General features: G+C 71.1%; 20 protein-coding genes. 11 read left to right on the top strand and 9 right to left on the bottom strand.

Going from position 1 to position 20739, the window contains the following annotated elements:
- Positions 1–2 precede the first annotated feature (2 nt).
- From ACYQ77_RS08140 to ACYQ77_RS08130, 3 genes are read right to left on the bottom strand one after another with little or no spacing between them, the layout of a single operon-like run.
- On the bottom strand, positions 3–452 hold the full coding sequence (locus ACYQ77_RS08140) for a pyridoxamine 5'-phosphate oxidase family protein (RefSeq protein ID WP_459708991.1): 450 nt from the start codon (positions 450–452) through the stop codon (positions 3–5).
- Positions 449–3472 carry a type I polyketide synthase gene (locus tag ACYQ77_RS08135; protein ID WP_459708989.1) on the bottom strand — a complete coding sequence of 1008 codons (3024 nt, stop codon included), beginning with the start codon at positions 3470–3472 and terminating at the stop codon, positions 449–451. The genes ACYQ77_RS08140 and ACYQ77_RS08135 overlap by 4 nt, the downstream gene beginning before the upstream one ends.
- 15 nt (positions 3473–3487) lie before the next feature.
- Positions 3488–3928, bottom strand: coding sequence for a hypothetical protein (locus ACYQ77_RS08130; protein WP_459708987.1), 441 nt, complete (start codon positions 3926–3928; stop codon positions 3488–3490).
- Positions 3929–4095: 167 nt separating this feature from the next.
- On the opposite strand from ACYQ77_RS08130, the gene ACYQ77_RS08125 reads away from it, so the two are divergent.
- Positions 4096–4803, top strand: coding sequence for a peptidylprolyl isomerase (locus tag ACYQ77_RS08125; RefSeq protein WP_459709749.1), 708 nt, complete (start codon positions 4096–4098; stop codon positions 4801–4803).
- Positions 4804–5897: 1094 nt separating this feature from the next.
- Here the strand turns inward: ACYQ77_RS08125 and ACYQ77_RS08120 are convergent.
- A complete protein-coding gene (locus ACYQ77_RS08120; RefSeq protein ID WP_459708985.1) occupies positions 5898–6707 on the bottom strand; it encodes an NmrA family NAD(P)-binding protein in 810 nt (269 codons plus the stop codon).
- Between the two features lie 143 nt (positions 6708–6850).
- On the opposite strand from ACYQ77_RS08120, the gene ACYQ77_RS08115 reads away from it, so the two are divergent.
- Positions 6851–8203 (top strand): dicarboxylate/amino acid:cation symporter, encoded by a 1353-nt coding sequence (locus tag ACYQ77_RS08115; RefSeq protein ID WP_459708983.1) that lies wholly within the window; start codon positions 6851–6853, stop codon positions 8201–8203.
- Positions 8204–8381: 178 nt separating this feature from the next.
- On the opposite strand, the gene ACYQ77_RS08110 is transcribed toward ACYQ77_RS08115, so the two are convergent.
- A complete protein-coding gene (locus tag ACYQ77_RS08110) occupies positions 8382–9137 on the bottom strand; it encodes an isocitrate lyase/PEP mutase family protein (RefSeq protein ID WP_459708981.1) in 756 nt (251 codons plus the stop codon).
- A gap of 80 nt (positions 9138–9217) precedes the next feature.
- On the opposite strand from ACYQ77_RS08110, the gene ACYQ77_RS08105 reads away from it, so the two are divergent.
- Positions 9218–9547, top strand: a complete 330-nt coding sequence (locus ACYQ77_RS08105; protein ID WP_459708980.1) for a plasmid stabilization protein — start codon at positions 9218–9220, stop codon at positions 9545–9547.
- Positions 9548–9571: 24 nt separating this feature from the next.
- Here ACYQ77_RS08105 and ACYQ77_RS08100 read toward each other — a convergent pair whose 3' ends face one another.
- Positions 9572–9865 carry an iron-sulfur cluster biosynthesis protein gene (locus tag ACYQ77_RS08100; protein WP_459708978.1) on the bottom strand — a complete coding sequence of 98 codons (294 nt, stop codon included), beginning with the start codon at positions 9863–9865 and terminating at the stop codon, positions 9572–9574.
- A gap of 187 nt (positions 9866–10052) precedes the next feature.
- Between ACYQ77_RS08100 and ACYQ77_RS08095 the strand changes: the two genes are divergently transcribed.
- The 3 genes from ACYQ77_RS08095 to ACYQ77_RS08085 are packed head-to-tail and all read left to right on the top strand — an operon-like array spanning position 10053 to position 11511.
- Entirely contained in the window at positions 10053–10478 is a 426-nt protein-coding gene (locus ACYQ77_RS08095) for an ATP-binding protein (protein ID WP_459708976.1), read from the top strand.
- Entirely contained in the window at positions 10475–11287 is an 813-nt protein-coding gene (locus ACYQ77_RS08090; RefSeq protein ID WP_459708975.1) for an RNA polymerase sigma factor SigF, read from the top strand. Before ACYQ77_RS08095 ends, ACYQ77_RS08090 begins: the two co-directional genes overlap by 4 nt.
- Positions 11288–11307: 20 nt before the next feature.
- Positions 11308–11511, top strand: coding sequence for a hypothetical protein (locus ACYQ77_RS08085; RefSeq protein WP_459708973.1), 204 nt, complete (start codon positions 11308–11310; stop codon positions 11509–11511).
- Positions 11512–11569: 58 nt separating this feature from the next.
- Here ACYQ77_RS08085 and ku read toward each other — a convergent pair whose 3' ends face one another.
- Entirely contained in the window at positions 11570–12445 is an 876-nt protein-coding gene (gene ku / locus ACYQ77_RS08080) for a non-homologous end joining protein Ku (protein WP_459708971.1), read from the bottom strand.
- 60 nt (positions 12446–12505) lie between these two features.
- Positions 12506–12841 (bottom strand): hypothetical protein, encoded by a 336-nt coding sequence (locus tag ACYQ77_RS08075; RefSeq protein WP_459708970.1) that lies wholly within the window; start codon positions 12839–12841, stop codon positions 12506–12508.
- 210 nt (positions 12842–13051) lie between these two features.
- Here ACYQ77_RS08075 and ACYQ77_RS08070 point away from each other — a divergent pair, with 210 nt between their 5' ends.
- The 5 genes from ACYQ77_RS08070 (at position 13052) to ACYQ77_RS08050 (ending at position 20064) form a co-directional block, all read left to right on the top strand.
- The gene (locus ACYQ77_RS08070) at positions 13052–14071 is read left to right on the top strand and encodes a LacI family DNA-binding transcriptional regulator (protein ID WP_459708968.1); all 1020 of its coding nucleotides are present in this window, start codon (positions 13052–13054) and stop codon (positions 14069–14071) included.
- A gap of 1215 nt (positions 14072–15286) precedes the next feature.
- Positions 15287–16654, top strand: a complete 1368-nt coding sequence (locus ACYQ77_RS08065) for an ABC transporter substrate-binding protein (RefSeq protein ID WP_459708966.1) — start codon at positions 15287–15289, stop codon at positions 16652–16654.
- A 2-nt stretch (positions 16655–16656) separates the two neighbouring features.
- Entirely contained in the window at positions 16657–17598 is a 942-nt protein-coding gene (locus tag ACYQ77_RS08060; protein ID WP_459708964.1) for a carbohydrate ABC transporter permease, read from the top strand.
- The gene (locus tag ACYQ77_RS08055) at positions 17595–18476 is read left to right on the top strand and encodes a carbohydrate ABC transporter permease (protein WP_459708962.1); all 882 of its coding nucleotides are present in this window, start codon (positions 17595–17597) and stop codon (positions 18474–18476) included. The genes ACYQ77_RS08060 and ACYQ77_RS08055 overlap by 4 nt, the downstream gene beginning before the upstream one ends.
- A gap of 4 nt (positions 18477–18480) precedes the next feature.
- The gene (locus ACYQ77_RS08050) at positions 18481–20064 is read left to right on the top strand and encodes a glycoside hydrolase family 13 protein (protein WP_459708960.1); all 1584 of its coding nucleotides are present in this window, start codon (positions 18481–18483) and stop codon (positions 20062–20064) included.
- Here the strand turns inward: ACYQ77_RS08050 and ACYQ77_RS08045 are convergent, their stop codons facing one another.
- Positions 20065–20739 (bottom strand): SDR family oxidoreductase, encoded by a 675-nt coding sequence (locus ACYQ77_RS08045; RefSeq protein WP_459708958.1) that lies wholly within the window; start codon positions 20737–20739, stop codon positions 20065–20067.

The following is a 20739-nucleotide window of genomic DNA, read 5'->3' as shown; positions in this document are numbered from 1 at the left end:
GTCTACAGGGTGACGCGCAGCCGCTCGTCCACCGGGGAGTCGGGGTCGAGGACGTAGTGCGCGTCGACGGTCGCGCGGTACAGCCGCAACCGGGCGTCGCCGCTCACGCGCGAGGCGTCCCACGTCCCGATCCCCTTGCGCTCGGACACCCGCGAGAACACCGCGATGCCGGCGTCGACATCGGACACCTCGGCGGCGGTGCCCGACAGGTAGACGGCCTGCACCCGCAACGGGACCTGCGTCGAGTCGAACACCACGGCCGACATCTCCGGCCGGACGGCGAGGTTCCGCGAATGCCGTGCGCCGGGTGCGGACACCCAGTAGAGCGAGCGGTAGTCCTCGGTGGCGAACCACACGGGCGACGCCCAGGGCACCCCGTCGGCGTCGGCGGTGGCGAGGGTCATGAAGGAGTTGGCGTCGAGAACCGCACGTGCGATGTCCGCTCCGGTCATTCGGTGCAGCATAACGAGGTCGGCAAGTCGACGAGGTCCGCGGCGGGCAGCACGAGCGCCCAGTCGACGGGGTATCCGCCGAGGAACGCGTCGAGGACGATGCGCATCAAGCCACGGGGCCCGTCGACGACCGGGTCCACCCGCACGTCCGCGTCGCCCGGTGCCCCGCAGGACACCTCGATCCCCCACTCCCGCAACGCGGCGGCCACCCCCGCCCGCACGGCGGACAGCACGGTCCGGACGACGTCCGGCCGCTCGAGGTCGAGATCCCAGTCCCCCACGACGGCCTCGGCCACGGACCACCCGGCGACCGGCCGGAAGGCGGCGACCGTATCAGCGAAGGCCGCGACGGTGAACAGGTCCCGCCCGATCCCGGTCCACCGTCCACTGTGCACGGAGCAGTCGAACACCAACCGGGTCCGGGCCGTGGCCACCGTCCCGGTTTCGATGGCACGCAGGGCGGCGGCGGCTTCCGCGGCGGACCGCGCGACAACCCCGGCCCGGACGGCGAAGTGCGTCCGGCACAGGGCAGCGGTCCGCGCCACCCCGGCGAACGGCACGCCGGGGTGGTCGTCGAGCCAGCCGGCCCACATCCGCGCGTGCCGCACCAGCTCGCGTTGATCCCGCCCGGAGACGATGAGGGGAAAGAAGCCGTCCACGGGGGACGCCCGCGGGAGACGCCGGGGCTCGACGGTCACCCGCGCCCCGGGCCCGCGCACCTCGGCCCACCGCCGCTGGCGAACAGCACCCGCGAGATCAGCGCCACCTCCGGTCCCGGCACCCCCGAGCGCCGAGTCGACGAGCACCGCCCGCCCCCGATCCCCGTCGGTCAGCACGAAGACGTCGTTCCCGCCGGCGACGGCCAGCTCACACTCCCCGCGGAGCACCGCCACCCTGGCGAGGTGCAGAGCCACCAGCGGCGAACCACACACCGTGACAGCGGGCCCGAGCAACCCGAACCGGGCGGCGACCTCGTCGGCCGGGTGAACGCCGTTGCTCCCTTCTCGGGCGATGGCCAGGTACACACCGACCTGCCGCCCCCGCAAGGATCCCGGCACGATCCCCGCCCGTTCGAGCGCCGCCCACACCGCACCCACCGGCGACCCGCCACCCGCGACCCCCAGCACCCCCACCGGCACCTCTCGCCGCGCACCCGCCGACAACCTGGCCGTGATCAGCCGCGCGATCGCGTTCGGCGTCGGGTGGTTCACCACCAGCGCGGCGGGCAACGCCACCCCGGTCGCCGCCGTCAGGCGGGTGCGCAGCTCGAGCGCCGTCAACGAGTCCACGCCCGCATCGCTGAGCACCTGCCGCTGCCCCACCTCCGCCCCCAGCACGACCGCCGCCTCCCGCCGCACCAGCGACACCGCCGCCTGCCACCGCTCCTCCTCCCGCAGCGCGCCGAGCCGCTCCCGTTCGTCGGGCAGCGCCGACGGCGACGACAGCACCGCCGCGACCACGTGCGGCAGCGGCTGCGCGATGGCCGCGTCGAAGATCCGGCAGCCCTGCCGCACGGTCAGCGCCGCGACCCCCTGCCGCCGCGCCCGCGCCGTCTCCCGCTCCCCCAGCTGCGCGGCCATCCCGGTGTCCGCCTGCTCCCACCACCCCCACGACACGCTCGTCGCCACCAGGCCCGACGCCCGCCGGTGCACCGCGAGCGCGTCCAGGTACGCGCACGCCGCCGCGTAGTTGCTCTGCCCCGCCGCGCCGAACACCGACGCCAGCGACGAGAACAACACGAACGCCGCCAACGGCTCGTCGCGTGTCAGCTCGTGCAGGTTCCTGGCGCCGTCGACCTTCGCGGCCAGCACCCGTCCGAACCGGGTCGCGTCCTGCCCCGGCACGAACCTCGGGTCCAGCACGCCCGCCAGGTGCAGCACGGCCGTCAGCGGTCGCCCGACCGCCGCCAGCACCGCCGCCACCTGACCCTCGTCGGCCACGTCCGCGGCCACCACCCGCACGGTCGCCGCGCCCGCCGCGCGCAGCGACGCCGCCAGCGCGTCGGCGCCCGGCGCGTCCACGCCCCGCCGCGACATGAGCACCAGGTGCCGGATCCCGTGCGACACCACGAGGTGCGTGGCCATGACACCACCCAGCTCCCCGGTGCCCCCGGTGATCAGCACCGCGCCGCCCGGGTCCAGCACCCGCCCGCCGGTGAGCGTGACGGGCTCGAGCCGCGGCGCGAGGAACGCCGCGCCGGACACCACCAGCTCCGGTTCCGCCGCGTCCAGCGCGGCGCCGACGGCGGCGCGCGTGGCGCCCGCGCGCACGACGACCAGCCGCACCGTCCAATCGGGACGCTCGGCGCGCAGCGACCGGGCCAGCCCGAGGACGGGCGCGCACGCCAGGGAGTCGTCGACGAGGAACACCAGCTCCTCGTGCGGCCCGCGCGCGGCGTCCAGCGCCTCGGTCACCGGGTCCGCGGCGCCCCTGAGGTCGACGACCGTGCGCGCCGCGGCACGCAACGTCGGCGCCACCTCGTCGTACCCGACGCGGTACACGTGGTCGCCGACGACGTCCGGCGCCGGCGGTCCCACCACCACCTCGTCGATGTAACCGGAGGGAACTCCCTCCGTGTCGGCGAGCCACACCCGTGCCCGGCGCCCGTCCCACACCACCCGCGCACGCACCGCGCCCGGCCGCACCTCGGCACCGCGCCAGCGCACGGGCACCAGCCCGTCCCGGCACAGCAGCGCGGCCAGGCCGGCGAGCGGCCAGTGCCGCGCGTCCGCGAACCCGTCGCGCCCGTCCCAGCCGGGGTCGTCGGCCAGTTCCCCGGTCGCGTGCGGCACCCACTCGCCCGCCCGCGGCACGCACAGCTCGAAGCGGCGGCCCGCGTCGGCGGTCAGCCGCCATTCCGCGTCGTCGGGCAGCGGCAGCAGTTGCTCGAGCGTGGCGACGCCGACCGCGCCGAGCCGCCGGGCCGCGGTGGTGACCACGTCGAGCGCCGCCGTGACCGGCACGGCACCCGTCAGCGAGCCGGTGACGACGTCCTCGTCACCGGCGATCAGGAGGGACATCGCCCGGTCGCGGGCTTACGCGGCCAGCTCGCCCGCGCACTGGGCGCAGCAGGCGTGCCGCAGCCGCGCGGTGAGGTCACCGATCTCGGCGACGATCTCCGCGACGGCCGGGTGGGCGCTCAGCCAGTCGACGTGCCGGTGCAGGAAGCCGGCCAGCTCGGCGACGGACCGGACCGGCCGGGGCACGGCCCGCCCGCCGACGACGACGTGCGCCCAGGAGGCGAGCACACCGCGCACGGCGGTGCGCGCCTCGACGGTCCGCGCGGACAAGGGGGTGCCGGGCACGCGGCTGTGCTCGACGGCCGCGTACAGCCCGGGCAGGTCGGTGAGGAGGGTGGCGAGCCCGTCGTGGCAGGGTTCGCAGAGGCGGGAGCGGGTGCCCGCGGCGTGGCCGCAGCGGGGCGCGGCGCACCGCCGGAGCCCCTGGACACCTGGTACTGGTCGCGATGCGGGCACGGTGTCCTCCCGGGGTGCTCAACTGTTCAGGAGAGCGTACAAAACCGACCGCCCGGTTTGTCAACTGCTCTTGAGTGGCGCGTACGCGACCCTGGTGCCAGGCGTGCGCTGCGGCCTAGACTTCCTCGCCCCTGCGAAGAGGAGGACCAGTGGTCAGGAAGTTCACGATCGCGGCGAGCGCCTTGCTGGTGGCCGCCGCGAGCCTGGTGGTGACGGCCCCGACCGGTGCCGCGGCCGCCGGAGACGGGTCCACCCACGGCCCGTGCCAGTACACGGCGACGCCCGACGAGCCCGCGGCGCGCCCGGTGCCGCTGCCACCCGACCCGGCGCGGACGCCGGACCGCGGCACGGTGCGGGTGGACGTGAAGACGAACCAGGGCAAGCTGCCGCTGACGTTGGACCGGGCGGCGGCGCCGTGCACCGTGCAGAGTTTCGTGCACCTGGCGAAGTGGCGCTTCTACGACCGGACGACGTGCCACCGGCTGACGACGTACCCGACGCTGGAGGTCCTGCAGTGCGGCGACCCGAGCGGGACCGGTGAGGGCGGGCCGGGGTACCGGTACAAGGACGAGCTGCCGGTCGACCTGGAACCGGCCCCGACCGACCCGACCGGTGCGCGGAAGATCTACCCGCGCGGCACCCTGGCGATGGCGAACGCGGGCCCGGACACGAACGGGAGCCAGTTCTTCCTCGTGTACGGCAACGCCTACCTGCGCCCGAACTACACCATCTTCGGCACGATCGGCGCCGAAGGCCTCGAAACACTGGACAAGGTCGCGGCGGCCGGCGTGCAGCCGACCCCGGAGGACCCGGCCCCGCTCGACGGGCCACCTGCTCTGCGGACGGACCTGAAGAAGGTCAAGGTGCGCTGCTGACCGTGACGAAGGGGTCCTGCGTTCCGCAGGACCCCTTCGTCCTGTCCAGGCGGCTACCGGGGGCCGGCCTCCGGCCCCCGGTAGCCAGCCTTCCACAGCCCACCGACAACCATCCCCCACCGAGACGTCCGAACGCGGGGTTGTCCACAGCCCCCGAGGTTGTCCACAGCCCCACGCGGACAGCCGATTCGTGTCGGTGCCGCGCACTACGCTGGAGATCGGGGGCCGGCGGCCGCCCCGGGGCCAGGGGACCCGAGGTCCGGAAGTCACCCCGCAATCCGGGAGCCGCCCCGCCATGGGCAGAACCGGACTCGACTCCAGCGCCACGGCCACCGGACCGCAGGAACGCGAACACCGCGCCCTCCCGACCCGGGTACCCGTACGGCTTCGGCCCGCCCGAGTAGAACCACGCCGCGGGCCACCGGAGATCGAGGCGCACCGGCGGATCGGGGACCACCCGGCGGGTCGAGGCCGACGCCGCGGCCGGAGCCACCACGGAGATCGAGACCCAAAGCCATCTCCACGATCGGACCAGCCCCCCCCCAGAGATCGAGACCGGAAGCCACCCGACAGATCAGGCCGAAAGCGACCGCCGCAACCGAGACCGGAGCCCCCCGGATCCAAGGCGGAGACCAACCGACAGATCAAGACCGAAGACCAGAACCGCAGCCCCCAAAGGCCCCAAGGCCGACACCAACCAACACATCCAGACCGAAGACCAGCACCGCGACCAAGACCGCAGCCCCACGCGGACACCAACCAAAGACCGAAAGCCACCGCCGCAACCGAACCGCAGCCCCCAGGCGGACACCAATCAAGGACCGAAAGCCGCCGCCGCGACCGAGAGCCGAGGCCACCCCACCCCATCCGGAGAGCCCGTCCCAGGCAACCGGGCGACAAGCCCCAACCATCGGGGCACCGGACCTACCTCGACGGCGGAAGGCCAAGGCCACCCCGGCGATCGAAGCCGTAGGTCACCTCGGGGACCAAGGTCCGGGCACCACCCCGGCAAATCCGAACGGCCCCGGCAGCCGGAGGCCAGAAGCGGCCCGACCACCCGGGAGCCCCGGGAAACCGACAGCCGGTCGGCACCCTCAGCGGAAGTCCGCCGCGTGTTCGGCCGCCCACGCCGCGAACGCACGCCCCGGCTTCCCGGTCACCTCCTCGACCGTCCCGGTCACCGTCTCCGGGTTGTCCACCAGCGACGCCCAGTACGCGAGCCCGTTGTCCGCGAACCCCGGGTCCCACCCCCGCGCCAGCAACGACGCCCGCGCCTCCTCGACCGGCATCTCCTCCCACCGCACCTCGCGGCCCACGGCGGCCCCCAGCGTCCGCACCTGCTCGACCTGCGTCAACGTCTCCGGCCCGGTCAGCTCGTACGCCGCCCCGACGTGTTTCCGCGACGTGAGCGCCGCCACCGCGACGTCCGCGATGTCCCGTTCGTGGATCAACGACCGGCCGGCGCCACCGTGCACCCAGCGCACCACCCCGGTCCGCACCTGGGGCGCCCACTCGAGCGTGTTCGTCGCGAAGCCGCCCGCTCGCAGGAACGTCCAGTCGACGCCGCTGTCGCGCAGCAACCTCTCGATCCGCGCGTGGAACAGGGGTGAGTCGTCCGTCACCCCTCGGGCGGACAGGAACACCACGTGCGACACGCGTGCCGCCAGCGCGGCCACGACAGGCTCGGCGCCGTCGGCGGTCATGTGCGGCCACAGCAGGAACGCCCGGTCGACGCCGTCGAGCATCGAGCCGACCGCCGCGATGTCACCACGCGCCACCTCGATGCCCGCAGGCACGCGGGATGGTGAGCGAGTCACCGCCCGCACCGGCGTACCCGAGGCAGCCAGGGCCGCCACCACGTACTTGCCGACGTTGCCTGTGGCTCCGGTCACGAGAATCGTCATGTCGGCGACGGTATGACCTCCACCAAAGTCGAGGTCAAAAGGTCTGGTCCACATCGTGAGAGCCGGAAGAAATTCACCAAACCTGCTGTTGGATGAGCCTGGTGGCCCGGTCCGGCCACGACCTGACGTCATCGGGAGTACAGATGTCGACAACAACTCGCAGCCGTCGGCACACGGTGTTCGGGCTCGCCGTGCTGGCCGGGCTCGTGCTCGGCGCCCTGCTGGGCTTCGTCGCCAAGCAGGCCGACGTGTCCTGGCTCGCCACCACCCTGTCGCGGATCGGGGAGACGTTCGTCAGCCTCGTCCAGTTCACGGTCATCCCGCTGGTGTTCACCGCGATCGTGGTCGGCATCACCAGCCTGCGGGGCCTGGGCGGACCGAAGACCGCCGCACAGCTCGGCGGCCGCACGCTGCTGTGGTTCGCGATCACCTCGCTCATCGCCGTGCTGATCGGGATCGCCGTCGGGACGATCGGCAACATCGGCAGCGGCGTGCGGGTGACACCGTCGGAGGACGCGGTCGCGAACATCGCCGAGCGCAGCCCGGGCGACTGGTGGGCGTTCGTGCAGAGCATCGTGCCCACCAACGTGTTCAGCGCGTTCAGCGAGGGCAACATCCTGCAGGTGGTGTTCATCGCGCTGCTCGTCGGCGGCGCCGCGTACGCGCTCGGCGACCGCGCCAGGGTGTTCGTGGACTTCAACCGCGCCGCGTTCGACATCATCCAGAAGGTGCTGGGCTGGATCATCTGGCTCGCGCCGATCGGTGTGCTCGGCCTGCTCGGCAACGCGTTCGCCAGCTACGGCAACGAGTTCTTCGCGCCGCTGCTGTCGCTGATCGTCGCCGTCTACGTCGGCTGCGCGCTGGTGCTGTTCGTCGTCTACCCGATCCTGCTGCGGTTCGTCGGCAGGATCAACCCGCTGACGTTCTTCCGCAAGTCGTGGACCGCGCTGCAGTTCGCGTTCGTGTCGCAGTCGTCCGGTGCGACGCTGCCGCTGTCGCGCCAGGCCGCGGTGAACCTGGGCGTGCCGCGCGCGTACGCGAGCTTCGCCGTGCCGCTCGGCACGACGACCAAGATGGACGGTTGCGCGGCCGTCTTCCCCGCCGCCACCACCATCTTCATCGCGAACCTGAACGGCATCACGCTGTCGTTCGGCGACTACCTGCTGATCGTGCTCGTCGCCGTGTTCGGCTCGCTGGCCACCGCGGGCACCACCGGCTGGTTCACGATGCTGACGCTCACGCTCGCGGCGGTGAACCTGCCCGCTGAGGTGATCGCGACCGGTGTCGCCATCGTGTTCGCCATCAACCCGATCCTCGACATGATGCGCACCGCGACCAACGTGGCAGGCCAGATCACCGTGCCGATCCTGGTGTCGCGCGGCACCGGCATCCTCGACGACGAGGCACTGCACGCGCCGACCGACCTGCCGCTGGTCGACGACGAGACCGAGGAGGAGCGGGCCGAGGAGTCCGAGAAGGACAAGGTGCCCGCCTGACGGGTTCCGACGCGCTGGGCACCGTTGCCCCGGTGACCGTGCGCTGGCAATCTCGTTGGCAGCGCACGGTTTCCCGGCGACGTGGCCGAGAGGACAGGCAGAGGCCTGCAAAGCCGTGCACACGGGTTCGACTCTGTCCGATGTTCGCTCCGCAAGCTCCGCGCAGCCGTCTTCGCCTCTACCACCCCTGGATCTGTTGCACCGTGGGGACTTCACGCCGGAGCGGCACGCCGTCGCGGACCGCTCCGGCGACCTCCACCGCCGCCCCGAGCGCGGCTCGGAACAGCAGCGACCCCGTGCTCACGCGCCGCACCCCGAGCGCCCGCACGCCGTCCAGCGTCAGCCTCCCCGGCTGGAACAGCAGGTTCACCGGCACGGGCACGGCCGCGACGAGCGCCTCGATCTCCCCGCCGTCGGTCATGCCCGGCACGAACACCCCGTCGGCGCCCGCGTCGACGTAGGCACGGACCCGGTCGAGCGTGCTGCCGCGGTCGACGTCCAGCCAGTACGTGTCCGTGCGTGCGTTGACGAACAGCCCGCTCTCCCCGATCGCCGCCACGAGCCGCGCGTGGTGGGCCGGGTCGAGGAGCGCCCGGTTCGCGCGGCCGTCCTCGATGTTGACGCCCGCGACCCCCAGCGACGCCAGCTCGTGCCCCAGCTCGCGCACCGCGCCGGGGTCGTCGCCGAACCCGCCCTCGACGTCGACCGACACCGGCACCGCGAGCCCGGCCAGCCTGCCCGCGAGCGCCACCGTCTCGGCACGCGACGCCCCCACCCCGTCCCGCAGCCCGGCGCCCGCCGCCACCCCCAGGCTGGTGGTGGCCACGGCGGGGAACCCGGCACCCACCAGCGCGGCCGCCGACGCGGCGTCCCACGCGTTCGGCAGGAACAGGAAGTCGTCGTGGAGGGCGCGGAAGGCGTCGGCACGTGTCATGCCGCCACCGTAGGGCGGCAACGGTTCGGCCGGGACCGAAGTGGGTACTCCCAGCTCACGAGCCTGAAAGGGGTGTGACGATGCCGCAGTCGTGGAGCAAGAAGCGCGAACGACAGTACGAGCACATCAAGGAAGGCCAGAAGAAGCAGGGCCGCAGTGAGGGCCGGGCCAAGGAGATCGCGGCGCGGACGGTGAACAAGAACCGCGCGCAGTCGGGTGAGTCGAAGACGGCCAGCCGTACCTCGACCAAGGACAAGTCGCCGCAGCAGCGCGGCGGCGAGCGGTCCGGCAACCGCAAGGGACCGGGCGGGCCGACCAAGGACCAGCTCTACAACGAGGCCAAGAAGAAGAACATCAAGGGTCGCTCCTCGATGACCAAGAAGGAACTGCAGAAGGCCCTGGGCAGGTGACCCGACCCGGTCCTTTGTGGAACGTCAGGCCTGCTCGAGGACAGCGAAGCTCAGCTGCCCGTCGGCGTCCGGCTGGACGTCGAGGACCTTGTCCGACAGGTAGTCGGCCGCTTGCTGTTCGAGGAACACGTGCGCGCCCTCGTTCGCCGTGACGACCTGGTCGCCCTCGGCGGGCGCGGGCGCCACGCTCAGCGCGAGCGCCGCCTGCGAGTCGGAACTCGCCTGCATGGCGAACCGGAGCCCGCCTTCCTGCTGTATGCCACCCTGAGCGGTCAGCGCACTGATCGCCTCGGCAGCCGCTTCCGTTACCGCCAACATGTGTTTGGCTCCCTCGTTTCGACGGCTTGCCCCGCCCACGTTATGCGGACCAACCCGCGTGCGCCAAACGGGGTAGTGGCGGGCGTGTGTTGAGCAGGGCCGAAAGACCCGATACGGTGTGGAAGCGCGGTCATGAAGCGGCCCGAACTCCTGTTTTTCTGCTCAAGATTGTGGGTACAAGGGGTACATGTTCGAGGGAACCGAGGACGGCAGTCCAGAAGAGATCGAGCTGCGAATCGGCGCCGTGCTCACGAACCTTCCGATCATCAGGTCACTCGCCGCCAGCATCGCCATGCGCGCGGACTTCGACCTGGACTCCATCGCCGACCTGCGTCTCGCGGTCGACGAGGCGTGCTCGACGCTGATCACGCAGGGTGCGCCCGGCGCGGCCCTGACGTGCAGTTTCCGCGTCAGCCACGACGAGATCAGGTTCACGGTGACGGTTCCGTCCACAAGCGACGCGAAGCCGAGCAGTGACTCGTTCGGATGGCGCGTGCTGACCACGCTCACCGACCACACGGCCACGTGGGTGGACGGCCCCGACGAGGCCGACGCGCCCCACCTGGTCAACATCCAGTTGGCGAAGCGCAGGACGGAAGGGCTTCCCGGGTGACCGGGACGCAGAGTTCGCGCGCCAGAGACCAGGAGAGTTCGGCCACCGGCTACGAACACCTGACCCCGCTGTTCACCGAGATGGCGGCGCTTCCCGAGGGCGATCCCCAGCGCGCGGAACTTCGGAACAAGCTCGTGACCGGCCACCTGCCGCTCGCGGAGCACATCGCGGCCCGGTTCTCCAACCGCGGTGTCCCCCGTGAGGACCTGGTGCAGGTCGCGACCCTCGGGTTGATCAACGCGGTCGACCGCTTCCAGCCGGAACGCGGCACCGACTTCCTGTCCTTCGCCGTGCCGACGGTGATGGGCGAGGTCCGCCGCCACTTCCGCGACGCCAGCTGGTCGATGCACGTGCCGAGGCGGCTCAAGGAGCTGAACCTCGCCATCAACGCGGCGAGCGCCGAGCTGTCGCAGCGCCTCGGCCGCGCGCCGACCCCCAGTGAGCTGGGCAAGCACCTGGACCTCACGCCTGAGCAGGTGTACGAGGGCCTCGAGGCAGGCAACGCGTACCACTCGATGTCGCTGGACGAGGCGCTGTCCCCCGACGCCGACTCGGACCCGCTCGGCGACACGCTCGGGCAGCCGGACGAGGCGCTCGACGGCGTGGAGAACTACGAGTCGCTGCGGCCGCTGATCGAGTCGCTGCCGGAGCGCGAGCGCCAGATCCTGACGCTGCGGTTCTTCCGGCACATGACGCAGACGCAGATCGCGGAGCGCATCGGCATCTCGCAGATGCACGTGTCGCGGCTGTTGTCGCGGACACTGGAGCAGCTCCGCCAGGGCCTGCTCGCCGACCCGGACGACAGGTAGCCGGTCAGGCGCCGATCGACGTGACCAAGGTCGCGAGGTCGGCGCCGACCAGCTCGACGTGCGCCGGGACGGCTCACATCGCCCGCCGGGTCGACGCTGGTGGCGTTGGCGCTCACACCGACCCCCGGCTCTCCTACCGTGACGGGTCCGGCCACCTCGACGACGGCACGTCGATCCTCGGCGAGGACGGTGAGCTGAGTCCCGACCAGGTGTCCGCCTGCTGACCGGCACGCACAAGGGGCCCGCCCGGACACACTCCGGACGGGCCCCTTGCTCGTGAGATCAGCTCTTGGTGGTCTGGCGGCTCGTGCGCGCCGCCTTCCGCGCGGTCTCCTTCGCCTCCGCCGCCGCGGACTCGGCCGCCTTGGCCTCCTCGACGCGCTGGCGCGGCATCCGCTTGTCCGCGAGCGTCGTGCGCAGCGCGCTCAGCAGGTCGGCCGCGCCCTCCCGCTGCGTCTCGGCGGCGGGCTGCACCACCTCGTTGCCGTCGATCTTGGACTGCACCAGCGCACGCAGCGCGGCACGGTAGCCGTCGGTGTAGTGCGCCGGCGTGAACCGCTCCGACAGGCCCTGCACCAGCTCGGTCGCGTCGCGGATCTCGCGTTCGCTCACCTCGACGTCCTGGTACAGGAACGGGAAGTCCGGCGTGCGGACCTCCTCCGGCCACAGCATCGTCTCGAGCACCAGCACCTGGTCACGGACCCGCACCACCCCGAGGCTCTCCCGCTGCCGCAGCGCGATCTTGACCACCGCGACGCGGCCGGACCGGCGCAGCGCCTCGGCGAGCAGCACGTACGACTTCACGCCGACGGGTTCCGGCTCCAGGTGGTAGCTCCGCGCGAAGTAGATCGGGTCGATCTCCTCCGCCTGCGCGAACGCCTGGACGTCCATGGCACGCGACGTCGACAGCGGCAGCCCGGCGAGGTCGTCGTCGGTCAGCACCACCGTCTCACCGCCGGGCAGCACGTAGCCGCGCGCCAGTTCGGCCAGCTCCACCTCTTCGCCGTCGACCTCGCAGATCCTGCGGTGCCGCACCCGCCCGCCGTCGGTCACGTGCACGTGGTGCAGGCCGGTCCCGCGCTCCTCGGTGGCGCCGTACGCCTTCACCGGGATGTTCGCGAGACCCAACCTGATCGTGCCGTTCCAGACGCTTCGCATAGACGAACCTCCCCATCGCGGACTCTCTCCATTCTAGTCCGCAAAAGTGGCTCTGACCAGCTAAAAGAGCGTTTCGTTCGCAACTGTTTCGAACAGCTGTCCACCTGCGTCGAGAGCGTCGGCGGCGTGCTCGGAGGCCGCCGCGGCGGCCCGCAGGACCTCGGTCAGCGCCGCCCTGTCCTCGCTCAGCGGACCCCGCGCGAGCCGGGTCGCGAGCCGGTGGAGGGCGGCGGAGATGTCGCGCTGCGCGGCGACGAGGTGCTCGGCGGTCTCGGGCAGGTCGGCGACGGCCGGCTCGGCGTCGGCGATGGCCCGCGCGCACGTGGCGAGGTGGGCGGTCACGACGGTGGCGGGCAACGCGGGCTCAGCCAACCGGACCACCTCCTCGCCCGGCATCGTGCCATCCCCACGCCCGCGAGTCCCGCTCCCGAACACCGCGAGTCGCGCTCTCGCGCATGCCGAGTTGCCGGTTTCAGGTAGACCGGAGGTGCCCGAAACCGCCAACTCGGTGTGCGCGAGAGCGCGACTCGCGATGGGGGGAGGTTCGAACCGGACATTCCGCAAACCAGCGCAAGCGATTGCAAGTGTTGTCGTAGACTTGCAATCATGGCGCAACGACGTCTCTCCGAAGTGGCCAAGAAGGTCGGGGTCAGCGAGGCGACCGTGAGCCGCGTGCTCAACGGGAAGCCGGGCGTGTCCGAGTCGACGCGGCAGGCCGTGCTCACCGCGCTGGACGTGCTGGGCTACGAGCGGCCGACGCAGCTGCGGGGTGAGCGGGCGCGGCTCGTCGGGCTCGTGCTGCCGGAGCTGCAGAACCCGATCTTCCCGGCGCTGGCGGACGTGGTGGGCAGCGCACTGGCACAACAGGGGTTCACGCCCGTGCTGTGCACCTGCACCGGGGGCGTGTCCGAGCCGGACTACGTCGAGCTGCTGCTGGCCCAGCAGGTGTCGGGCGTCGTGTTCGCGGGCGGCAGCCACGCGGAGGAGGACGCGAACCACGAGCACCACTACGAGCTGGTGCGGCGCAAGCTGCCGGTGGTCCTGGTCAACGCGTCGATCGAGCTGGACTACCCGGTCGTGTCGTGCGACGACGCGGTCGCGGTCGAGCAGGCGTTCGGGCACCTGGTCGCGCTGGGGCACCAGCGGATCGGCATGGTGCTGGGGCCGCGGGACCACATCCCGTCGCGGCGGAAGCTGGCGGCGTTCCGCGCGTGCGCCGACCGCGCGGGGATCACGGTCGACGAGCACACGATCGGGCACACCATGTTCTCGGTCGAGGGCGGCCAGGCGGTGGGGACGAGGTTGGTGCAGAACGGGATCACGGGGTTGATCTGCGCCAGCGACCCGCTGGCGCTGGGCGTGATCCGCGCCGTGCGGCGCCTCGGCCTGAGCACGCCGGAGGACGTGTCAGTGATCGGGTACGACGACTCGGCGCTGATGACGTGCACCGACCCGCCGCTCACGACCGTGCGGCAGCCGATAGAGGCGATGGGCCGGGCCGCGGTCGAGCTGCTCGCGGCGCTGATCGCGGGCAACGAGGTGTCGATGGAGGAGCTGCTCTTCGAGCCGGAACTGGTGGTCCGCGCGTCGGCGGCGCCGGTCCGGGAGAGGGCGGGGCTCGGGTGAGGCGTGGCCGCCGGCCCCCTCGAACCACGCTACCGGAAGGCACCGACAGAACCGCTCGCTTCGCCCTGGCCTGTGGACAACCCCCTCGGCTGTGGACAACCCCTGCCGCGCGGCGGCTCGGTGTCGGTGGGCCGGTCTAGGCTGGAAATCGGGGGCCGGCGGCCGCCCTCCGGCAGGGCTGCGCCGTGGTCGGGCTTCCTGCGGTGGAGGTGTTCGGACGCTCGGTTGAGGTTGCCCGCAAGCAGGTCTCGCCACGGTGGGGGCGTCCCGCGATGACGGTGCTCGGACACCATGGGCGAGGATTGCCCCCAAGCCAGGCCTCGCCACGGTGGGGGCGTCCCGCGATGACGGTGCCCGGAACGCCTTGGTTGAGGTTGCCCTGCAAGCAAATCTCGCCACGGTGGAGGCGTCCCGCGATGACGGTACTCGGACGCCATGGGCGAGAGTTGCCCCAACCCAGGCCTCACCACAGTGGGGCTTCCCGCGATGACGGTGCCCGGAACGCCTCGGCTGAGGTTGCCCGCAAGCAGATCTCGCCACGGTGGAGGCTTCCCGCGATGACGGTGCTCGGACACCATGGGCGAGGGTTGCCCCCAAGCCAGGCCTCACCACGGTGGGGCTTCCCGCGATGACGGGTGCTCGGAGACCTCACTGCCCCAAGGTGGCCTCACCACGATCGGGGCTCCCGCGATGAAGGCGCCCGGACACCTCGATCGAGATCGCCCCAAGCAGGCCTCATCGCAGTCGGGCCCCGCGACGGAGATGACCGGACACCTCGGTTGAGACTGCCCCCAAGCAGGCCTCGCCACGATCCGGATCTCCCGCGATGACGGTGGCCGGCCACCACCTCGGTTGAGACTGCCCTCGAGCAGTTGTGCTGCCATGCGCAGGGGCTACGCGCATGACGCTGTCCGGGGCGTCCTGAAAGGCGCGGCGAGACATCGGGCCTGTCCTGAAAGGCGCGGTCAGGCCGCCCGGTGACATGAACGCGCCTTCAGGACGACCCCGGCCTCCTCCGCCCGGTCATGACCGGTTCAGCGGCTCGAACGCAACCCCGTCGTCACCCATCCGAGACGACCCACGCCCGCTAGAGTCAGATTTTTTCAAATCTCTGTCGAACTATTGCAAGACTCCGTTCGCCAGACCTATGGTGTTGCTCACCAAATTTCCCCACCGACTGCTACCCGGGACACGGGCCGGAGGGTTACGACAACCATGAACACATTCACGCGCAGGTCGTTCAGCCTCGTGCTGGCCGCCGGGCTCGGTGTCGGTCTGGCCGCCTGCGGCGACGGCGGCGACGAAGGCAGCGCGAACGGCAAGGTCACGATCACGGTGAACGGCCAGCCGCCGAAGACGCAGCCGTTCGAGCGGAAGATCTTCGACGAGGACGTCGCCGAGTTCGAGCGGACGCACAAGAACATCGACATCCAGCCCCGCGAGGGGTTCATGGACCCCAAGACCTTCAACTCGAAGCTCGCCGGCGGCCAACTGGAGGACGTCTTCTACGTCTACCTCACCGACCCCGCGAACCTGATCGCGCGCCGCCAGGCCGCCGACATCTCGGCGTACGTCAAGGACGTGCCGCACTACGACGAGCTGCAGCCCGAGCTCAAGGACATCTTCACCAAGGACGGCAAGGTCTACGGCCTGCCGACCGCCAACTACTCGATGGGCCTGCTCTACAACCGCAAGCTCTTCACCGACGCGGGCCTCGACCCGAACAAGCCGCCGTCGACGTGGGCCGAGGTGCGCGAGGCCGCCAAGAAGATCACCGCGCTGGGCAACAACACGGTGGGTTTCGCCGAGTACAGCAAGAACAACCAGGGCGGCTGGCACTTCACGACCTGGATGTACTCCGTCGGCGGTGACATCGCCAAGCAGGACGGCGACAAGTGGGTCGCCGACTTCAACAACGACAAGGGCAAGGAGGTCGCGCAGGCGCTGCACGACATGCGCTGGACCGACAACACGATGGGCAGCAAGCAGCTCCTCGTGATCGAGGACGTGCAGCGCATGATGGGCGCGGGCCAGCTCGGCATGTACATCGCCGCGCCGGACAACGTGCCCGTGCTCGTCAACCAGTTCAAGGGCGACTACGCGAACTACGGCCTCGCGCCGCTGCCCGGCGGCAACGGCACCCTCGTCGGTGGCGAGGGTTACATGATCAACCCGAAGGCGTCGCCGGAGAAGATCAAGGCCGGCCTGGCGTGGATCTCCTGGAAGTACCTGAACCCGGACCGCATGGAGGCCGACCTCAAGCGGTACTCCGAGCAGGACCAGCCGATCGGCCTGCCCACCTCGCCGCCCGCGGGTTCCTCCGACGTCTGGACCGGCGCGCTGCGCGACCAGCAGGGCACCCTGCGCGCCAAGTACGCCACCATGCCGGTCGAGAACTACCAGCCCTACGTCGACGGCCTCGCCGACCTCGACAAGAAGATCGAGCCGCCCAACGCCCAGCAGGTGTACGCCGCGCTGGACAACGTGATGCAGGGTGTGCTGACCAACAAGGACGCCGACATCGACCAGCTGTTGTCGGACGCGGAAGGCAAGGTCAACTCCGCGCTGGCGCAGGTCAAGTAACCGTGTCCAGCACCGCTGTGCTCGCGCCGGACGTCGAGAGGCGTCCGGCGCGAGCGCCGCGCCCGGCGAGGAAGAACCTCCGGCGCGCGATCGGCGACAACCTCACCGCCTACGGGTTCCTCTGCGCGGCACTGGTGTGCTTCGCGTTGTTCTCGTGGTACCCGATCGTGCGCGGCGTCCTGCTGAGCTTCCAGCAGGTCAACTTCGTCACGCCCGCGGAGTGGGTCGGCTGGCAGAACTTCCGGACGCTCTTCGACGACCCCCTGTTCGGCGTCGCGTGGCGCAACACGTTGCTGTTCACGGGACTGGCGCTGGTCATCGGGTTCGCGGTGCCGTTCGCAGTCGCCATCGTGCTCAACGAGCTGCGGCACATGAAGGGCTACTTCCGGCTGGTGGTCTACATCCCGGTGATGCTGCCGCCGGTGGTGGTGGCGATCCTCTGGAAGTGGTTCTACGACCCGGGTCCCGGCCTGTTCAACAGCATGCTGCGGCTGGTCGGGCTGCCGCCGCTGGCGTGGCTGAACTCCGCCGACACCTCGATGCTGTCGCTGGTGCTCGTCGCGACCTGGGCGGCGATGGGCTCGGCGACACTGATCTACCTGGCCGCGCTGCAGACCATCCCCGGTGAGCTGTACGAGGCGGCGGAGCTGGACGGCGCGAACCTGTGGCAGCGCCTGCGGTACGTGACGATCCCGCAGACCCGGTTCGTGCTGCTGATCATGATGCTGATGCAGATCGTGGCCACCATGCAGGTGTTCACCGAGCCGTACGTCATGACCGGCGGCGGCCCGGAGGACTCCACGGTCACCGTGCTGCTCCTGCTGTACCGCTACGCGTTCACGTACAACGACTTCGGCACGGCCAGCGCGCTGAGCCTGCTGTTGTTCATCGCACTGGGCGCGTTCTCCGCGCTCTACCTGAGGTTGACCAGGACGAGGGGGTGACCACAGTGGAGCGGACACTGATCTCCCCGTGGGCGCTGAAGAAGCGGCGCGGGAAGCTCCTGTACTGGCTCGTGTTCGGGCTCGTGCTGGTGTTGTTCACGATCGCGTTCGTCGTGCCTCTGCTCTGGATGGTGCTCGGCGCCATGAAGACCGCGCCGGAGCTGGCGCGCAACCCGCCGACGCTGCTGCCCGAGACGTTCGGTGCGGGCGCGTACGCCGAGGCGTGGGACTTCATGGACCTCGCCAAGTACTTCACGAACACGGTGATCGTCGCGGCCGGCGCGTGGCTGATCCAGTTGGCGGTGCAGGTCCCGGCGGCGTACGCGCTCTCCAAGCTCCGGCCCGCGCTCGGCAAGTGGGTCCTCGCGCTGATGCTGGCGACGCTGATGCTGCCCGCGTCCGCGCTGCTGGTGCCGACGTACCTCGCGATCACCGAGGTGCCGGTCGTCGAGGTGAACCTGGTCAACTCCCCTGCCGCGATCTGGCTCCCCGCGGCGGCGAACGCGTTCAACATCTACCTGCTCAAGCGGTTCTTCGACCAGATCCCGGGCGAGTTGCTCGACGCGGCGCGGATCGACGGCGCGGGCAGTGTCGGCACCATGGTGCGGATCGTGCTGCCGCTGTCGCGGCCGATCATCGCGGTGGTGTCCATCTTCTCGATCGTGGCCGCGTGGAAGGACTTCATCTGGCCGCTCCTGGTCCTGCAGGACCCGGAGATCCAGACGTTGTCGGTCGCGCTGCAGCGGTTCGAGCCGGACACGCCGATCAACCTGATGCTGGCGGGCCTCGTGCTCGCGAGCGTCCCGATGGTCGTGGCGTTCCTGATCTTCCAACGGCAGATCCTCGCCGGTCTCACGGCCGGCAGTCTCAAGGGGTGAGTGAGTGAGTGACAACTGGTGGCGTGGTGCCGCGATCTACCAGGTCTACGTGCGGAGCTTCGCCGACGGCGACGGCGACGGCACGGGCGACCTCGCGGGTGTCCGGGCCAAGCTGCAGTACCTGGCGGACCTCGGCGTGGACGCGATCTGGTTCAACCCGTGGTACCCGTCGCCGATGGACGACGGCGGCTACGACGTGTCCGACTACCGGGACATCGAGCCCGCGTTCGGGTCGCTCGCCGAGGCCGAGAAGCTGATCGAGGAGGCCCACGGCCTCGGCATCCGGATCATCATCGACATCGTGCCGAACCACTGCTCCGACGAGCACCCGTGGTTCACGGCGGCGCTCGCGGCCGGGCCCGGGTCGCCGGAGCGGGAGCGGTTCTGGTTCCGCGACGGCGTCGACGGCGGTCCGCCGAACAACTGGCAGTCGCGCTTCGGCGGGTCCGCGTGGACGCAGGTGCCGGACGGCCAGTGGTACCTGCACCTGTACAGCTCGCGGCAGCCGGACCTGAACTGGACGAACCCGCAGGTGCACACCGAGTTCGCCGACATCCTGCGGTTCTGGTTCAACCGCGGCGTCGACGGCTTCCGCATCGACGTCGCCGACGGCCTGGTCAAGCAGGACGGGCTGCCGGACGTCGCCGACCCGGACGGCCGCCTGCCGTACTCCGACCTGGACGGCGTGCACGAGATCTACCGCGAGTGGCGCAAGATCGCCGACTCGTACGAGGACAAGCGCGTGTTCGTCGGCGAGATGTGGCTGCCCGACCCGCAGCGGTTCGCCATGTACCTGCGGCCGGACGAGCTGCACTCGGCGTTCAACTTCGACTTCCTGTCCTGCCCGTGGGACGCGAAGAAGCTGCGCGAGGTCGTCGACGCCACGCTCGCCGCGCACGCGCCGGTCGACGCGCCCGCGACGTGGGTGCTGTCGAACCACGACGTGACCAGGCACGTGACCCGCTACGGCCGGGCCGACACGTCGTTCTCGTTCGCCGACCGCCAGCACAAGGCGCCGACCGACCGCGAGCTGGGCATCCGGCGCGCCCGCGCGGCCGCCCTGCTGACGCTCGCGCTGCCCGGCGGTGTGTACATCTACCAGGGCGAGGAGCTCGGTCTGTCCGAAGTGGAGGACCTGGCCGACGAGGTGCGGCAGGACCCGGTGTTCCGCCGCACGAAGGGCGCCGACATCGGCCGCGACGGTTGCCGGGTGCCGCTGCCGTGGTCGGGCACCGAGCCGCCGTACGGGTTCAACACCACCGGCACGGCGCCGTGGCTGCCGCAGCCCGGCGACTGGGCGTCGTCCACTGTGGAGGCGCAGACCGACGATCCCGCGTCGATGCTGGAGCTGTACCGGTCGGCGCTGAGGATCCGGCACGCCGAACCGGGCCTCGGCGACGGGCCGATGACCTGGCTCGACGTGCCGGCGGGGGTGCTGGCCTTCGCCCGCGACGAGCGGTTCGCCTGTGTGGTCAACCTGTCCGGCGCACCGGCGCCGCTGCCGCCGCACACGGAGGTCCTGCTGGCGAGCGGCCCGCTCGACGGGACCGAGCTGCCGTCGGACACGGCGGTGTGGCTGCGGACGTAGTCACCAGGCGATGACGCCGTCCTCGTCGAAGAAGCCCCCGGTGGGGCCGTCGTCGTCCAGGGTCGCCAGCGTCACCGCGGCGGTGGCGCCCTGGGCGGCGGTGCGGTGGCCGCTGTGGTTGTTGAGGTCGGTGGCGCAGTAGCCGGGGCAGGCGGCGTTGATCCGCATGCGCGGCTCGGCCTTGGCGTAGGAGACGGTGACGGCGTTCAGCGCGGTCTTGGACGGCACGTAGGCGAGCGAGTTGGGCGTGTCGTTGGCCAGCATGTTCGTGAGCGACCCGACCGTGCTGGACATGTTGACGATCCGCGGGTGCGCGGACTCGCGCAGCAGCGGCAGGAACGCCTCGGTGACGGTGACGACGCCGAACACGTTGGTCTCGAACACCTCCCGGAGCACGTCGACGTCGGCCTGGCCCGGCGCGTTCGCCCGCCCGCCGGTGATGGCCGCGTTGTTGACGAGCACGTCGAGCGCGCCCACGGTCTCGGCGGCCTGCCGGACCGACTCCGCGTCGGTCACGTCGAGCCGCACGAACCGCGCCCCGACGTCGGCGGCGGCCTTCTCCCCCTTCTCCGGGTCACGCGCCGCGAGGTACACGGTCATGCCCTTGGCGATGAGCTGCTTCACGATCTCGAGGCCGATTCCCTTGTTGGCCCCGGTCACCAGTGCGGTTGTCAT

This window comes from Actinophytocola sp. KF-1 (assembly GCF_054661535.1).
This window is presented reverse-complemented; position numbering and strand designations above follow the sequence as displayed.

Excerpts from the sequence above, each read along its gene's own strand:
- ACYQ77_RS08140 (WP_459708991.1), bottom strand. The coding sequence starts at position 452 with ATGACCGGAGCGGACATCGCACGTGCGGTTCTCGACGCCAACTCCTTC.
- ACYQ77_RS08135 (WP_459708989.1), bottom strand. The coding sequence starts at position 3,472 with ATGTCCCTCCTGATCGCCGGTGACGAGGACGTCGTCACCGGCTCGCTG.
- ACYQ77_RS08120 (WP_459708985.1), bottom strand. The coding sequence starts at position 6,707 with ATGACGATTCTCGTGACCGGAGCCACAGGCAACGTCGGCAAGTACGTG.
- ACYQ77_RS08115 (WP_459708983.1), top strand. The coding sequence starts at position 6,851 with ATGTCGACAACAACTCGCAGCCGTCGGCACACGGTGTTCGGGCTCGCC.
- ACYQ77_RS08110 (WP_459708981.1), bottom strand. The coding sequence starts at position 9,137 with ATGACACGTGCCGACGCCTTCCGCGCCCTCCACGACGACTTCCTGTTC.
- ACYQ77_RS08105 (WP_459708980.1), top strand. The coding sequence starts at position 9,218 with ATGCCGCAGTCGTGGAGCAAGAAGCGCGAACGACAGTACGAGCACATC.
- ACYQ77_RS08100 (WP_459708978.1), bottom strand. The coding sequence starts at position 9,865 with ATGTTGGCGGTAACGGAAGCGGCTGCCGAGGCGATCAGTGCGCTGACC.
- ACYQ77_RS08095 (WP_459708976.1), top strand. The coding sequence starts at position 10,053 with ATGTTCGAGGGAACCGAGGACGGCAGTCCAGAAGAGATCGAGCTGCGA.
- ku (WP_459708971.1), bottom strand. The coding sequence starts at position 12,445 with ATGCGAAGCGTCTGGAACGGCACGATCAGGTTGGGTCTCGCGAACATC.
- ACYQ77_RS08075 (WP_459708970.1), bottom strand. The coding sequence starts at position 12,841 with ATGCCGGGCGAGGAGGTGGTCCGGTTGGCTGAGCCCGCGTTGCCCGCC.
- ACYQ77_RS08070 (WP_459708968.1), top strand. The coding sequence starts at position 13,052 with ATGGCGCAACGACGTCTCTCCGAAGTGGCCAAGAAGGTCGGGGTCAGC.
- ACYQ77_RS08065 (WP_459708966.1), top strand. The coding sequence starts at position 15,287 with ATGAACACATTCACGCGCAGGTCGTTCAGCCTCGTGCTGGCCGCCGGG.
- ACYQ77_RS08045 (WP_459708958.1), bottom strand. The coding sequence starts at position 20,739 with ATGACAACCGCACTGGTGACCGGGGCCAACAAGGGAATCGGCCTCGAG.